Below are 13067 nucleotides of genomic sequence, written 5' to 3'. Positions count from 1 at the left end.
CTCAGTTTCAATTGAGACTCTAAATTTGTTTGCCTCACTACCTAAGTAGCTTGGCTGTTAGAACTCAATCTGTACGAGTGCCCACACAGATGATTGCTTTATATTGTTAAAGAACGTTGCGACGTTGCCGCTAGGGATGCGTATAATACACCCTTTATTTTTCGAGTCAACACTTAATTTTAAACTTTCTTTTTAGAAGATTTAAAATTGAAGTTTTACTTAACTCTGTGAGCAGCTCCTGCCTCGCTATGCGTTGGCGTTCCCCGTCTCAGTGGGGTCGCATTATAGGGAGAACAGATTTTTACGCAAGCACTTTTTTAAAGAAAAACCAAAAAAAAGCACTGTTCGGTCAATATGTGAACTAAACCCTCTATAGCTGGTAGTTTTATAATCAAAACAGGCCTTTTCTGGCCTATATTTAAGTGTTGCTGTTACACTCAAGCGACTATAACTGGTATTTAAAAGGTATATATATGGCTATCCGTTCTTATAAAGGTGTGACTCCCTCTTTTAATTCGTCTGTTTATGTTGATGAATCGTCTGTTTTGGTAGGAGATATTACTATTGGTGACCACAGTAGCGTATGGCCATTAGTGGCAGCGCGAGGAGATGTTAACTATATACGTATTGGTGAACGTACAAATATACAAGATGGTAGTGTTCTTCATTTATCACGCGCGACTAAAAGCAACCCAGATGGTTACCCACTTGTTATTGGTGATGATGTGACAGTAGGACACAAGGTGATGCTGCATGGATGTACGCTTGGAAATCGTATACTTGTCGGTATGGGCGCTATTGTAATGGATAATGTAATAGTAGAGGACGACGTTATTATTGGTGGGGGTTCATTAGTACCGCCAAATAAACGATTGGAGTCTGGTTATTTATATGTTGGTAGTCCAGTAAAGCAAGCCCGCCCATTAACAGAGCAAGAGCTTGCCTTTTTAAAAGTATCGGCAGATAACTATGTGCAATTAAAAGACGAGTATTTAGCAGAGATCAACTAGATTCACTTCTATCTGCCCTGCCGAGTTATAACTTTCATTTTCTATAAGTTGCTCGGCACATTCTTCGTAATCAAATCGGTATTTATCAAAATGCTGCGTTGCATGGCTTTCATCTTGAAGCCCTAGCTTTCGTAAATCTATAATACACTCCACCAGCATCCCTGTTACTTGTGCAAAAAAGACTAGTTGGTGGGAAGGTTCTCTAAACTCGAGTCTATCTATAAACTGTATGGCTTGATTCATTTAAGCATGCCTTGTTTTAGTGCTTTAACAACAGGAAGTATAGCGGGCATTTTATTACGCCATACATAATATGCCTGTGCGGCTTGGCCTACCAACATACCGCTGCCATCTAACAGCTTAGCGTGGTTATTATGCTCTGCAACCCAGTTCATAAATACGGTATTTTGCTGGGAGTAAAACATATCGTATGCCACTGCGCACTGACTTAGGTGTTTTTCGTCAAGTGCTGGTAACTCGTTGTTCATACTGCTAGAGGTAGAATTTACGATAAGTGAGTAATTGCTTACAGGTAATGTATCAAACCCATAGCCTGTTACCTTGCCATATTCAGCAAATAGTTGCGCTAAGTCTTGCGCTTTTTTTGCCGTGCGATTAACAATCGTTATTTCAGCTGGGTTATGCTCAAGTAGCGGTAGTATTACCCCTCTTGCTGCGCCACCAGCACCAATAATTAAAATACGCTTATTGGTAATTGTCACTTCATTGGCAAGTAAATCATTAACAAAGCCCACGCCATCGGTGTTATCGCCTAATAAAGTGCCATCATCGCGTTTTTTAAGTGTGTTAACTGCACCAACAATTTTAGCAAGTGGGGTGAGTTCATCAGCCATGGCATACGCTTGCTCTTTAAATGGCATAGTAACGTTGGCACCTATTCCGCCTTGCTCAAAAAAGGTGGTTACTGTTTTTTCAAAGTGATCGATAGGTGCTAATATTGCGCGGTAGTCGATTTGCTCACCCAAAGATACAGCAAATTGTTTATGTATCGCGGGGGATTTTGAATGTTTGATTGGATTTCCAAAAACCGCATATTTGTCCATTTTAAAGCAACCTCTTTGCAGCTATACACTGCCTATTAACGATGATAAGTAATATGATTAAACGACTTTTTTCAAAATCTAAACCAGCTCCTGAGCAACCAGCGCCCACTCCTGAGAAAACACCATATGAAATAATTGGTGGAGAAGCAGGTACCCGTGCTATTGCTAATAGATTCTACGACATAATGGCCAGCGATGAATACGCCAAACCATTATATGATATGCATCCTCTGCCATTAGATAGAATTCGCCAAGTGTTTTTTGAGTTTTTATCGGGTTGGTTAGGCGGCCCTAACCTATTTACTGAAAAACATGGCCAACCTATGCTGCGCAAACGCCATATGCCTTTTACTATAAATAAAGACCTGCGCGATCAGTGGATGTATTGCATGAATAAAACCCTCGATATAGAAGTAGACAACCCCCTACTGCGCGAAGGGTTAAAGCAGTCTTTTGGACAACTTGCCACCCATATGATTAATGAACACTAATTGTAACTACTTAGCAAAAAGGCGCTGTTTAGCGCCTTTTATTAGGGTTTATTGACCTTTGCGGATTGAACAGCCCCTACCTTAATTTAATATTTATAACTGCCACTCTCTGGCTATCAAATCAGTGGGTTTAGTGCTTAGCCACTCTTGTGGACGTAAATAGTATTGATACAAATTAGCCTCTGCGCTGTCGGGCGCGGGCTTATAATTGTACTCCCAACGCGCCAGTGGTGGCATCGACATTAATATAGACTCTGTGCGCCCACCGCTTTGTAAACCAAATAAAGTGCCTCTATCCCACACAAGGTTAAATTCTACGTAACGACCGCGGCGATACAATTGAAAGTCACGCTGCTGTTGCGTGTATTCATCATTTTTACGACGCTCAATAATAGGTAAGTACGCATCTAAAAAACCATTACCAACCGATTGCATAAATGCAAAGCTCTGCTCAAACCCTAGCTCGTTTAAGTCATCAAAAAATAAGCCGCCTACACCGCGTGTTTCGTCGCGATGTTTTAGGTAAAAATATTCATCACACCACGTTTTGTATTTTGGATACACTTGTTCACCAAATGGTGCACAAATGTTGTGTGCGACTTGGTGCCAATGCTGTACATCTTCAAAAACGGGGTAAAAAGGCGTTAAGTCAAACCCTCCGCCAAACCACCAAATAGGCTCTTCGCCTTCTTTTTCAGCTATAAAAAAGCGTACATTGGCATGACTTGTAGGAACATGTGGGTTTTTTGGATGAATAACTAATGAAACACCACATGCATGAAAGCTTCGCCCTGCAAGCTCTGGCCTATGAGCGGTCGCAGAGCCCGGCATAGATGCACCAAAAACATGCGAGTAGTTAACGCCGCCTTGCTCTATTACATTGCCGTTAGTGGTAACACGCGTACGCCCGCCGCCACCTTCGGCACGTTGCCAGCTATCTTCTACAAATTTTGCACTGCCATCGGCCTGCTCTAAACCTTGGCAAATGGTGTCTTGCAAAGCCATAAAATACGCTTTTACTTGTTCTAATAATTCGCTTTGCATATTAACCTCTAAATACTTTGCCAGTCATGGCGTCTTTAATTGTGCTTGGCTGCATGTTGCCCCCTAAGGGCTCATCAATGTAACAGCCTACCTTATCTGCAAATTGCTGCTTGGCTTGTTCAATACTTGTTACCGTTGGCTGTCCGGTTAAATTAGCACTAGTAGAGACAAGAGGCTTGCCTAATAGCTGGCATAAGCGCTTAACACTTGGATGATCAGTAACCCGAACGGCAATCGTATCAAACTGCCCTGTTAACCATTTAGGCGTATTTTTAGCTGCAGGCATTACCCAGGTAATAGCACCGGGCCAACTAGAAAAAATATCAGCGCGTTTGTCCATTGGCAGCTTTACATCGTCAACATACTTTAATAACTGGCCGTAGTTATCGGCGATTAGAATAAGGCCCTTTTCAACGGGACGCTGTTTTATTTCTAGCAACTTCTCAACAGCTTGCTGATTATCTGGATCACACCCTAAACCATAGACAGCTTCAGTAGGATATAAAATAACTTCACCTTGTTCTAAGCAAGATATAGCCGTAGGCAATGTAGAAAGGTCTGACAAAATATGCTCCAGAAATTTATATTAATCAGTAGTGGTAAGTTTATGCAGGCAACTTTTTTGTGGGCACTGTAGCACAGTACCATTGGCCATTTTTTTCTCAATAACAAGCGGCCAATCGCACTTAGGGCATGGCTTGGCTATGGGTTTGTTATTTAGAGTATATTTACAGCTTGGGTAACAATCGCATGAGTAAAACGTTTTACCAAATTTATTGCTGCGTGCAACTAGCTGCCCTTTTTTGCATTTAGGACACCCAGGTAATTCATCATCGTTATTATTAGGTTCGTCATCGTGGGCGATATAATGACACTCAGGGTACCCTGTACACCCAATAAACATACCATAACGGCCGTTTTTAACCACCAGCGGTTTTGTGCACTGTGGGCAGGCTGAATCTTCAAGAACCTTTATTTCGTTGCTGTCGTGATGCGCTAATGGACGAATAAAGTCGCATTTAGGGTAACTAGCACAACCCAAAAACGGACCTGTTTTAGAGTTACGGATCACTAATTCAGAACCACATTGTGGGCAGACTTCGTATTCTTTTTCTAAGGCGTGTTTATCCGCCGAGAAAAGCGAATGGTCGATTTTACTCATGAGGTTCCTAACGGGTTGCTGAATTTTCGCCTAATATACCCAAACCACTTAAAGATACAAGCTGTGCATATATCTTTAAGTGGTTTGGCATACAATTTTAATGTAGAAGTTCGGTGGGTTCGTCAAATATAAGGTCTTCCATCTGCTCGTAAGCCTCTTCTGAGCCAGGTACGTTAAATAACACCATAAGCACCACCCACTTTAAGTCATCGAGCGAAATATAAGGTTTATCTAATGCGGCTAGGCGGTCCATAACCATTTCACGGGTTACACTGTTAACGACCCTTATTTGCTCTAAAAACATCAAAAAGCCACGGCATTCAACGTTTAACATTTTGCATTCGCTATCGGTAAAAATGCGCATTGCTTGGTGAGGCTTTGTAATTAAGTAGGGCGACTCGTCGCTGCGTTGTAAATCGGCCAATTGTTCAAGCCAGTTTAACGCTTTAAAAATTTCGGTCTTATTAAAGCCCGCGCGAAGTAATTCATCGGTAAGCTCGTTTTCTTCAATATAAATATCGGCTTCACTGTGAATGTAGTTTTCAAAAAGATACATGAGAATATCAAACATATTACCTTCCTGTGCTTAGCTTTATATACCCGTCTAACACTCGCTCTATTTCGTCGTCTAACTCTAAATCGAGCAACCTTGCCAGCACTTTATCAATTGGCCACTTGGCGCGACGTACAATTTCATCAACACTGGTTACCTCATACCCTATACTATTTAACACCTCACACTGTGACTGTTTGTTTACAGGCTCCTCTTTATTATATAGACCGCTTTGATAAGAAAAGCTCACCTCATCCAAAATATCTGTTACATTTTCGACTAACTTAGCGCCCTGCTTTATTAAAAAATGACTCGCTTGCGATAAAGGGTTTTTAATAGAGCCAGGTACTGCAAACACTTCTTTATTTTGTTCAATAGCGTAACGTACCGTGATCAATGAACCGCTTTTAATTTCAGCCTCTACAATAACCACGCCTAAAGACAGCCCAGATATAATACGGTTTCTGCGTGGAAAGTTATGCGCATTAGCAGCGGTACCCGGTAAAAACTCGCTTATTAATAAGCCATGCTCTAATACTTGGTCTGTTAATAATTTATGGCGTTTGGGGTAGTAAATATCAACCCCAGTCCCTAATACACCAATTGTTTTGCCATTATTGGCCAATGCGCCTTTGTGCGCGGCACCATCAATACCTCGCGCCATGCCCGAGGTAACAGTAATACCGGCTAAAGTAAGCTGATAAGCAAGCTCCGAAGCTATTTCAAGCCCCGTAGGGGTCGCGTTTCTACTACCAACAATGGCCACTTGCGGGCTAGATAACAGCGATATATCACCTTTACAAAATAACAGTAAAGGGGCACTGGCTATGTGTTTTAGCTCGTTTGGGTATAGCGCATCAAAAATACACACCACTGTAATATTAAGCTGCTGTATTTGTTGCTCGTAATGGTTTACTTGCTGCCAATTGGTATTGAGTAAGTTGCAGGCTTGGTTTTGGGTAAGGCCAAGCTGTTGTAATTCACTTTGGTTTAAATCAAATAATGATTCGAGGGGGTGAGTATGTGATAAGGCTAACAGTGTTTTAATACCTAAGCCTTTACACATATAAAAGGCAAGCCAGTGGGCTAGCTTGCCAGATGACTGATCCATGCTCTCTCCTAGAGCACCGACTCGCTACAACTTAATGAATTACTACACTATCTCCAACGCGAATTGGGTGCTGATTTTTTGTTATTAATGCATAACTCACTTTGTCATACACTTTAAATACAATTAACTCACCCACTTTTTCGTGTGGCATTGTCCATGTTGTGGTGTCTTCATCTGGCTCGCTGCCAAATAATTCACCTGCATCAGATAAAAGCTTTTCAAATTTGCTCGAATCCTCTGGATAACGCGGTCCTCGTGGGCCATCAATAACGGTGGGTGATTGGCGTTCTAAATCGAGGATATGACCAACTTCAATTTGTTGCTCAGCACCTAAGTTTAGCACCACTACATCCATTGTGCTGAATTCTCTTACTTGGCGCGGCGAGTCAATAACACTGCCTGATACACTTTGCTTAGGACGATGCATATTAAAGTACGCTGGTAACATTTGGCCTTGCATAGCAGGGAGTAAAAAATCGCCTTGTTGTATTTCTTGTTTAACTGACTCAACCCGTAAAGACGATGGTACGCCATTGCTTTCATCGCCCGTTCTAAATGCACGAGCCATACCGACATAAGTAGCGCGAGTAGCTAGCTCTTCACCGGTTTGTGTATCTATGTAAGGTTCGCCTTTGTGATAAATAGCATACGCTTTATGTACTTTTAAATCGCCCTTAACGTATAAAATATGCCCGAGAGTTTGCGTTTTAGTATTTTCGTTTGCCCCTAAAATATACGGCTTATCATCTATGTCATCGCTGTTAATCGCTTGCTCATAACTTAAATAAGGTTTAATTATTTCAAGTGGCAAAGTGGTGATGGCGTTATTACCTTTTGGTGTAATACGCCCTTGCGGCGATAACTTTCTGTACGCTTTATTAATCACCAAACGCGGGTTACCGTCGGCGTCGTACACTAACGCGAGTGCATCGCCTGGGTAAATTAGATGCGGGTTATCTATTTGCGGGTTCATTTGCCACAACTCTGGCCACAGCCATGGTTCTTCTAAATAAATGCCGGAAATATCCCAAAGGGTATCGCCTTTTTTTACAACATATTGTTTTGGAGCATCTTTTTTTATTTGTAAAACATCAGCGACTGCAGGAAAAGCAGTACTTAGTGCAAACATAATTGCAGCCAATTGAGATTTCATTGGGCTTCCTTGTATTGTTTTTTCATTATTATTGACCAAAACCTGTTAAAGGGGAACGCGAATGGCTAAAATAAGAGCATACAATACCCTAAATTAAGCACAAGTGTAAAAAGGTAACTATGGCTAGGTTAGAAGTTTTAAGATTTCCAGATGAGCGTTTACGTACGGTAGCAAAAGAAGTTGCACAGGTTGATGACAACGTTCGCCAAATTGTAAAAGACATGCTAGAGACAATGTACGATGAAAACGGCATTGGGCTAGCTGCTACACAGGTTGATATTCATCAACGTATTGTGGTGATCGACGTATCAGAAGAACGCGACGAACCACTGGTTTTAATTAACCCACAAATTATTAAAAAAGATGGTGCAACAATTAGCGAAGAAGGCTGTTTATCAGTGCCTAACTCTTACGCAAAAGTAGACCGTGCTGAAACCGTAACCGTTGCTGCTCTTAACGAAAATGGTGAAGAATTTGTACTAGATGCAGATGAGCTATTAGCTATTTGTATTCAACACGAACTAGATCACTTACAAGGTAAACTATTTATCGATTACCTATCGCCATTAAAGCGTCAACGTATTCGCAAAAAGCTTGAAAAAGAAGCTAAATTTGCCGCGAAGTAATAAGCACCTTAGGAAAACTCAGTGACAAAACCACTACGCATTATATTTGCCGGTACGCCGGACTTTGCCGCTCGTCACCTACAAGCGTTAATTCAAAGCGAACACCAAATTGTTGGTGTTTACAGCCAACCAGATCGCCCTGCTGGGCGTGGTAAAAAATTAAAAGCCAGTGAAGTAAAAGCGCTTGCGCTTGAACATGAACTACCTGTTTTTCAGCCACAATCATTAAAAAATGAAGACGCACTCACTGAGCTTAAAAGCTTAAATGCCGATATCATGATTGTGGTGGCTTATGGGTTAATTTTACCAAAAGCCATTTTAGAGGCGCCACGCTTAGGGTGCTTAAATGTGCATGGCTCTATTTTACCGCGCTGGCGCGGTGCTGCGCCTATACAGCGCGCAATTTGGGCTGGCGATGAAGATACCGGCGTAACCATAATGCAAATGGATGAAGGGCTTGATACCGGCGACATGCTGCACATTAGCCGCTGCCCTATTGCTGCGGATGAAACCAGTGCCAGTTTATACACTAAACTGGCTGAACTTGGTCCCGGAGCACTTGTTCAAACCATTAATAAGTTAGCCAATGGCGAGCTTATAGCAGAGCCGCAAAACGACGAGCTGGCAAATTACGCTAAAAAGCTTTCAAAAGAGGAAGCAAATATTGATTGGACGATGGATGCCGTACAAATTGAGCGTAATATTCGTGCATTTAATCCATGGCCAGTGTGTTTTACTCAAATGGGTGAGCACAGCGTAAAAATTTACCAAGCCTCAGTCGTTGAGCAAACAGGCCGTGCGGGCGTTGTTTTATCAAGCGATAAAAACGGCATTGTAGTGGCGTGTGGCAAGCAGGCATTAAGTATTACACAGCTGCAACCCCAAGGTAAAAAACCAATGGCAATTAGCGACTTTTTAAACGGTCGCAGTGACTGGGTAACTCCTGGCACCGTATTAGGCGAAAACAATGAGTAATGTTCAAAACGTACGTGCGCTTGCCGCTGAAACTTTATATAACGTGGTTGATAAAGGCGCTTCGCTAAATCAAGAGCTACCATTTGCCAGCCAAGGGCTGCCCCCTAAAGACAAAGCGCTATTACAGCAAATTTGTTACGGCGTGTTGCGCTACCTACCTAGCCTTGAAAACTACTGCCAACATTTAGTAGAACAGCCACTTAAAGGTAAGCGTCGTATTTTTCAGTTTTTGTTGTATGTCGGTATCTATCAGCTGCAGCATATGCGCGTGCCACCGCATGCCGCCATCTCTGAAACCGTTAATGCCCTTGGCCAAATGCGTGCATTAGGCTTAAAAGGCTTAATCAACGCTATTTTGCGTAGTTTTCAGCGCCAACAAAGCGAGCTTGAAGAAAAAGCCAAGCAAATACCAGTGTGTTTATATAACCATCCAAATTGGTTTATTAAACAAGTGCAAGCTGCCTACCCAGGCAACTGGGAAGCGCTTCTTGAAGAAAACCAACAACAAGCCCCTATGTGGTTACGTGTCAATCAAGCCCAATACAGCACGCAACAATACAGCGAAATGTTAACGGCTAACGATATAGAGCACACGTTAAACCCTGAGTTTGTTGATGGTATTAAACTAGCTAAGCCGCGTGATGTATTTTCGTTGCCAGAATTTGATGTGGGCGCCTGCTCAGTACAAGACGCCGCAGCGCAATTAGCCGCACGCTTTTTAGCACCTCAAGCTGATGAATACATTTTAGATGCCTGTGCAGCACCTGGCGGTAAAACATGTCATATATTAGAGCTTGCTGATGCAGAAGTATTAGCACTTGATAGTGACGCCACTCGCCTAGAACGTGTTAAACAAAATTTAACCCGTATCGGTTTAGGCGCAGACCTACAATGTGCAGACGCTTCGCAGCCACACACCTGGTGGGATGAGCAACAGTTTGACCGCATTTTATTAGATGTCCCTTGTTCGGCAACCGGTGTTATACGCCGCCACCCAGATATTAAATGGCTTCGCCGCGCATCCGACATTGAAGATTTAGCCACACTACAAAGCGATATACTCAATAGCATTTGGCCGCTACTTAAACCAGGCGGCACAATGATATACGCAACCTGTTCGGTACTGCCGCAAGAGAACCAACAGCAAGTCGCTAAATTTTTAGCTAATAATAGTGACGTTGAGCATATACCACTGCACGACAACGACACAGTTACCAACCCTGGTTTACAATTACTACCAGGTGAAAGCGACGGATTTTATTACGCTAAGCTAGTTAAAAAAGCCTAATAGCCGTACACTCAATAGCCATTTATTAAACAGTAAATGGCTATTTTTTTAATTAAACAGTAATTCGGGTAAATAATGAAAATAATCATACTCGGTGCCGGACAAGTCGGTGGTACGCTTGCTGAAAACTTAGTTGGCGAACAAAACGAAATAACCGTTGTTGATATAGACGGCAACCGCTTACGAGAGCTACAAGATAAGTACGACTTACAAGGGGTCACGGGGCACAGTGCACACCCAGATGTGCTCAGACGTGCAGGTGCTGAAGACGCCGACATGATTATTGCGGTAACCAGCTCAGATGAAGTTAATATGGTGGCGTGCCAAGTCGCGTATAGTATTTTTAATACGCCAACTAAAATAGCCCGTATCCGATCAGAGCAATATTTAAAATACCGCGAAAAGCTATTTCATAACGATGACCTCCCGGTTGATCACTATATTGCCCCCGAAGCACTTGTTACCAAATATATTCGCCGTTTAATAGATTACCCGGGCGCGTTGCAAGTGCTGCAATTTGCCGATGGCATGCTCTCTCTTGTGGCTGTAAAAGCTTACTACGGTGGCTTATTAGTGGGTTATGCGCTTTCTGCTTTAAAAGAGCATATTCCGAATGTAGAAACCCGTGTAGCAGCAATTTATCGCCAAGGTAAAGCTATAAAGCCACTGGGCACCACGGTAATAGAAGCGGACGATGAAGTATTTTTCATTGCTGCCACTAAGCATATTCGCGCAGTTATGAACGAGCTACAAAAACTTGAGCGTTCTTACAAAAAAATTATGATAGCCGGTGGTGGTAACATTGGTGCAGGCCTTGCTCGCTCACTGGAAAAAAACCACAGCGTTAAGTTACTAGAGCGCAGTAAAGAGCGTGCTGAGCAACTCTCTGAAATGCTAGATAACACCGTCGTGTTTTGTGGAGACGCCTCAGACCAAGAACTACTATCTGAAGAGCACATAGAGCAAGTTGATGTGTTTATTGCCGTAACCAACGACGATGAAGCAAATATAATGTCGGCTATGCTTGCAAAACGCATGGGCGCACAAAAAACCATGGTGCTTATTCAGCGTGGTGCGTATGTAGATTTAGTGCAAGGGGGTGAAATAGATATTGCTATATCACCACAACAAGCAACTATTTCGGCGCTACTTACACACGTACGCCGTGGCGATATTGTTAATGTGTACTCGTTACGTAAAGGCGCGGCAGAGGCCATTGAAGCCGTTGCCCATGGCGATGAAAACACATCAAAAGTAGTTGGCCGTGCGATTGCCGATATCAAGCTACCTGCAGGTACAACGATTGGCGCTATTGTACGTAATGACGACGTACTGATTGCCCACGACGACACGGTTATTATGTCTGGTGATCACGTTATTATGTTTTTAATCGATAAAAAGCATATCAACGTAGTAGAAAAGCTATTCCAAGTTAGCGCTATATTTTTATAGTTAAACACAAAAAAGCCGCTGACTAAGGCGGCTTTAGTGGAGTATGTTTTTTTAATGCTAGGCAACCCTGCTTAGCAGCTTACTAATTACTGTACTTTTGAAAACTCTTGCTCAGAAATTTCACCATTACCATCAGTATCTAGCTGGTCAAAAATCTTCACTAGCTGTGAATTTACCTGCGCTTCTTGCTTTGAAATTGCACCATCACCATCGGCATCAAACGAGGCAAAGTCGACTGCAGCATACGCCGCTGATGAAGAAGCTAATACGATAACGGCAAGTGCTGTATTTAATGTTTTCATAGTTGTGTCCTAATTAAGAGGAAATCCTTTTCTAAGATCCATGGGTTTAAAAATTAACTAAAAAGTGCTTTTGCCAATGTGCATTATTAAGTTTTAATGCACATTGGATTAGAGCAAATGACTCTTTGCTAAGTGAACATGCGCTGCCCTGCGCTCAATTGGCAAAGATCATCACACCCTAGTATTTAGAGAACTCTTGCTTTGAAAGCTCACCATTTCCGTCGGTATCAAGCTCAACAAACTCAGCCATTAAATCCGCATCAACCGATGCTTCAGCTTGGCTGATGGCGCCATTGCCATCTACATCTAGCGTGTCAAAATCAGTCCCTGCAAAGGCAGCAGAAGAAGAGGCAATAGCCATAAATGCGAGTGCTTTATTTAAATGCTTCATAATTTAATCCTTCAATATAAACAAATTAGTTAAGTTCACTACGTGGTGTACGCAATCCTTGTAATCCTTTTTCGTAAGCTCCCTTGCCTACTTAGGTTGTCATTGGCAACTCAGGATTGTTACCACACTTTAAGCTTCTGAAAATTCTTCTTTTGATAGCTCACCATCTTGGTCAGTATCTAATTCTGAGAACATGCTCATCAGTTTTGCATCAATTGATGCCTCTGATTTGCTAATCGTGCCGCTGCCATCTACATCTAACGTATCAAAATCGGTTGCTGCAAATGCCGCTGATGATGAAGCAAGGGCGATAAGTGCTAAAGTTTTATTAATGCTTTTCATAATATAATTCCTTCAAGTATATGTGTGCGATTAAGTGTTTTACTTTAAATCACGTTATTGTTCAGTACAGCCAGACTATTACAACTTGAATGCCAAGTTTTAA

Annotated in this window: 17 protein-coding genes; 6 read left to right on the top strand and 11 right to left on the bottom strand. The window is 42.2% G+C overall.

Going from position 1 to position 13067, the window contains the following annotated elements; translation table 11 throughout:
- Positions 1 to 473 precede the first annotated feature (473 nt).
- Positions 474 to 1010, top strand: a complete 537-nt coding sequence (locus NQT65_RS19585) for a gamma carbonic anhydrase family protein (protein ID WP_126005385.1) — start codon at positions 474 to 476, stop codon at positions 1008 to 1010.
- Here the strand turns inward: NQT65_RS19585 and NQT65_RS19580 are convergent.
- Positions 993 to 1253, bottom strand: a complete 261-nt coding sequence (locus tag NQT65_RS19580) for a DUF1488 family protein (protein ID WP_004588028.1) — start codon at positions 1251 to 1253, stop codon at positions 993 to 995. The two genes, NQT65_RS19585 and NQT65_RS19580, sit on opposite strands and share 18 nt — an antisense overlap.
- Positions 1250 to 2074, bottom strand: coding sequence for a shikimate dehydrogenase (gene aroE / locus NQT65_RS19575; protein ID WP_126005383.1), 825 nt, complete (start codon positions 2072 to 2074; stop codon positions 1250 to 1252). Before aroE ends, NQT65_RS19580 begins: the two co-directional genes overlap by 4 nt.
- Before the next feature lie 53 nt (positions 2075 to 2127).
- Here aroE and NQT65_RS19570 point away from each other — a divergent pair, with 53 nt between their 5' ends.
- A complete protein-coding gene (locus NQT65_RS19570) occupies positions 2128 to 2565 on the top strand; it encodes a group II truncated hemoglobin (protein ID WP_029773006.1) in 438 nt (145 codons plus the stop codon).
- 93 nt (positions 2566 to 2658) lie between these two features.
- On the opposite strand, the gene hemF is transcribed toward NQT65_RS19570, so the two are convergent.
- The 6 genes from hemF to NQT65_RS19540 form a co-directional block, all read right to left on the bottom strand.
- A complete protein-coding gene (gene hemF / locus NQT65_RS19565) occupies positions 2659 to 3609 on the bottom strand; it encodes an oxygen-dependent coproporphyrinogen oxidase (RefSeq protein WP_256851890.1) in 951 nt (316 codons plus the stop codon).
- 1 nt (position 3610) lies between these two features.
- Positions 3611 to 4174 (bottom strand): L-threonylcarbamoyladenylate synthase type 1 TsaC, encoded by a 564-nt coding sequence (tsaC, locus tag NQT65_RS19560; protein ID WP_256851889.1) that lies wholly within the window; start codon positions 4172 to 4174, stop codon positions 3611 to 3613.
- A gap of 21 nt (positions 4175 to 4195) precedes the next feature.
- Positions 4196 to 4771 (bottom strand): DNA topoisomerase family protein, encoded by a 576-nt coding sequence (locus tag NQT65_RS19555; RefSeq protein ID WP_004588033.1) that lies wholly within the window; start codon positions 4769 to 4771, stop codon positions 4196 to 4198.
- Positions 4772 to 4868: 97 nt separating this feature from the next.
- Positions 4869 to 5342, bottom strand: a complete 474-nt coding sequence (locus tag NQT65_RS19550; protein WP_004588034.1) for a DUF494 family protein — start codon at positions 5340 to 5342, stop codon at positions 4869 to 4871.
- 1 nt (position 5343) lies between these two features.
- Positions 5344 to 6435, bottom strand: a complete 1092-nt coding sequence (gene dprA / locus NQT65_RS19545; protein WP_004588035.1) for a DNA-processing protein DprA — start codon at positions 6433 to 6435, stop codon at positions 5344 to 5346.
- A gap of 31 nt (positions 6436 to 6466) precedes the next feature.
- The gene (locus NQT65_RS19540) at positions 6467 to 7588 is read right to left on the bottom strand and encodes a LysM peptidoglycan-binding domain-containing protein (protein WP_004588036.1); all 1122 of its coding nucleotides are present in this window, start codon (positions 7586 to 7588) and stop codon (positions 6467 to 6469) included.
- A gap of 119 nt (positions 7589 to 7707) precedes the next feature.
- Here NQT65_RS19540 and def point away from each other — a divergent pair, with 119 nt between their 5' ends.
- The 4 genes from def (at position 7708) to trkA (ending at position 11929) form a co-directional block, all read left to right on the top strand.
- Positions 7708 to 8214: a peptide deformylase gene (def, locus tag NQT65_RS19535; protein WP_004588037.1), complete on the top strand. Its 507-nt coding sequence runs from the start codon at positions 7708 to 7710 to the stop codon at positions 8212 to 8214.
- A 21-nt stretch (positions 8215 to 8235) separates the two neighbouring features.
- Positions 8236 to 9189 carry a methionyl-tRNA formyltransferase gene (fmt, locus tag NQT65_RS19530; RefSeq protein WP_256851888.1) on the top strand — a complete coding sequence of 318 codons (954 nt, stop codon included), beginning with the start codon at positions 8236 to 8238 and terminating at the stop codon, positions 9187 to 9189.
- Positions 9182 to 10477, top strand: coding sequence for a 16S rRNA (cytosine(967)-C(5))-methyltransferase RsmB (gene rsmB / locus NQT65_RS19525; RefSeq protein WP_256851887.1), 1296 nt, complete (start codon positions 9182 to 9184; stop codon positions 10475 to 10477). Before fmt ends, rsmB begins: the two co-directional genes overlap by 8 nt.
- Before the next feature lie 75 nt (positions 10478 to 10552).
- Entirely contained in the window at positions 10553 to 11929 is a 1377-nt protein-coding gene (trkA, locus tag NQT65_RS19520) for a Trk system potassium transporter TrkA (RefSeq protein WP_004588040.1), read from the top strand.
- Between the two features lie 86 nt (positions 11930 to 12015).
- On the opposite strand, the gene NQT65_RS19515 is transcribed toward trkA, so the two are convergent.
- The 3 genes from NQT65_RS19515 to NQT65_RS19505 form a co-directional block, all read right to left on the bottom strand.
- On the bottom strand, positions 12016 to 12231 hold the full coding sequence (locus tag NQT65_RS19515) for an EF-hand domain-containing protein (RefSeq protein ID WP_004588041.1): 216 nt from the start codon (positions 12229 to 12231) through the stop codon (positions 12016 to 12018).
- Positions 12232 to 12409: 178 nt separating this feature from the next.
- A complete protein-coding gene (locus NQT65_RS19510; RefSeq protein ID WP_004588042.1) occupies positions 12410 to 12622 on the bottom strand; it encodes an EF-hand domain-containing protein in 213 nt (70 codons plus the stop codon).
- A gap of 129 nt (positions 12623 to 12751) precedes the next feature.
- Positions 12752 to 12964, bottom strand: a complete 213-nt coding sequence (locus NQT65_RS19505) for an EF-hand domain-containing protein (protein ID WP_004588043.1) — start codon at positions 12962 to 12964, stop codon at positions 12752 to 12754.
- Positions 12965 to 13067 lie beyond the last annotated feature (103 nt).

This window comes from Pseudoalteromonas agarivorans (assembly GCF_024518735.1).
GTDB lineage: Bacteria > Pseudomonadota > Gammaproteobacteria > Enterobacterales > Alteromonadaceae > Pseudoalteromonas > Pseudoalteromonas atlantica.
Note: the sequence above shows the minus strand (reverse complement) of the source record. Positions and strands in the feature narration are given on the sequence as shown.

Excerpts from the sequence above, each read along its gene's own strand:
- rsmB (WP_256851887.1), top strand. The coding sequence starts at position 9,182 with ATGAGTAATGTTCAAAACGTACGTGCGCTTGCCGCTGAAACTTTATAT.
- aroE (WP_126005383.1), bottom strand. The coding sequence starts at position 2,074 with ATGGACAAATATGCGGTTTTTGGAAATCCAATCAAACATTCAAAATCC.
- NQT65_RS19515 (WP_004588041.1), bottom strand. The coding sequence starts at position 12,231 with ATGAAAACATTAAATACAGCACTTGCCGTTATCGTATTAGCTTCTTCA.
- NQT65_RS19580 (WP_004588028.1), bottom strand. The coding sequence starts at position 1,253 with ATGAATCAAGCCATACAGTTTATAGATAGACTCGAGTTTAGAGAACCT.
- NQT65_RS19585 (WP_126005385.1), top strand. The coding sequence starts at position 474 with ATGGCTATCCGTTCTTATAAAGGTGTGACTCCCTCTTTTAATTCGTCT.
- def (WP_004588037.1), top strand. The coding sequence starts at position 7,708 with ATGGCTAGGTTAGAAGTTTTAAGATTTCCAGATGAGCGTTTACGTACG.
- NQT65_RS19510 (WP_004588042.1), bottom strand. The coding sequence starts at position 12,622 with ATGAAGCATTTAAATAAAGCACTCGCATTTATGGCTATTGCCTCTTCT.
- dprA (WP_004588035.1), bottom strand. The coding sequence starts at position 6,435 with ATGGATCAGTCATCTGGCAAGCTAGCCCACTGGCTTGCCTTTTATATG.
- NQT65_RS19570 (WP_029773006.1), top strand. The coding sequence starts at position 2,128 with ATGATTAAACGACTTTTTTCAAAATCTAAACCAGCTCCTGAGCAACCA.
- NQT65_RS19550 (WP_004588034.1), bottom strand. The coding sequence starts at position 5,342 with ATGTTTGATATTCTCATGTATCTTTTTGAAAACTACATTCACAGTGAA.
- NQT65_RS19555 (WP_004588033.1), bottom strand. The coding sequence starts at position 4,771 with ATGAGTAAAATCGACCATTCGCTTTTCTCGGCGGATAAACACGCCTTA.
- NQT65_RS19505 (WP_004588043.1), bottom strand. The coding sequence starts at position 12,964 with ATGAAAAGCATTAATAAAACTTTAGCACTTATCGCCCTTGCTTCATCA.
- trkA (WP_004588040.1), top strand. The coding sequence starts at position 10,553 with ATGAAAATAATCATACTCGGTGCCGGACAAGTCGGTGGTACGCTTGCT.
- NQT65_RS19540 (WP_004588036.1), bottom strand. The coding sequence starts at position 7,588 with ATGAAATCTCAATTGGCTGCAATTATGTTTGCACTAAGTACTGCTTTT.
- hemF (WP_256851890.1), bottom strand. The coding sequence starts at position 3,609 with ATGCAAAGCGAATTATTAGAACAAGTAAAAGCGTATTTTATGGCTTTG.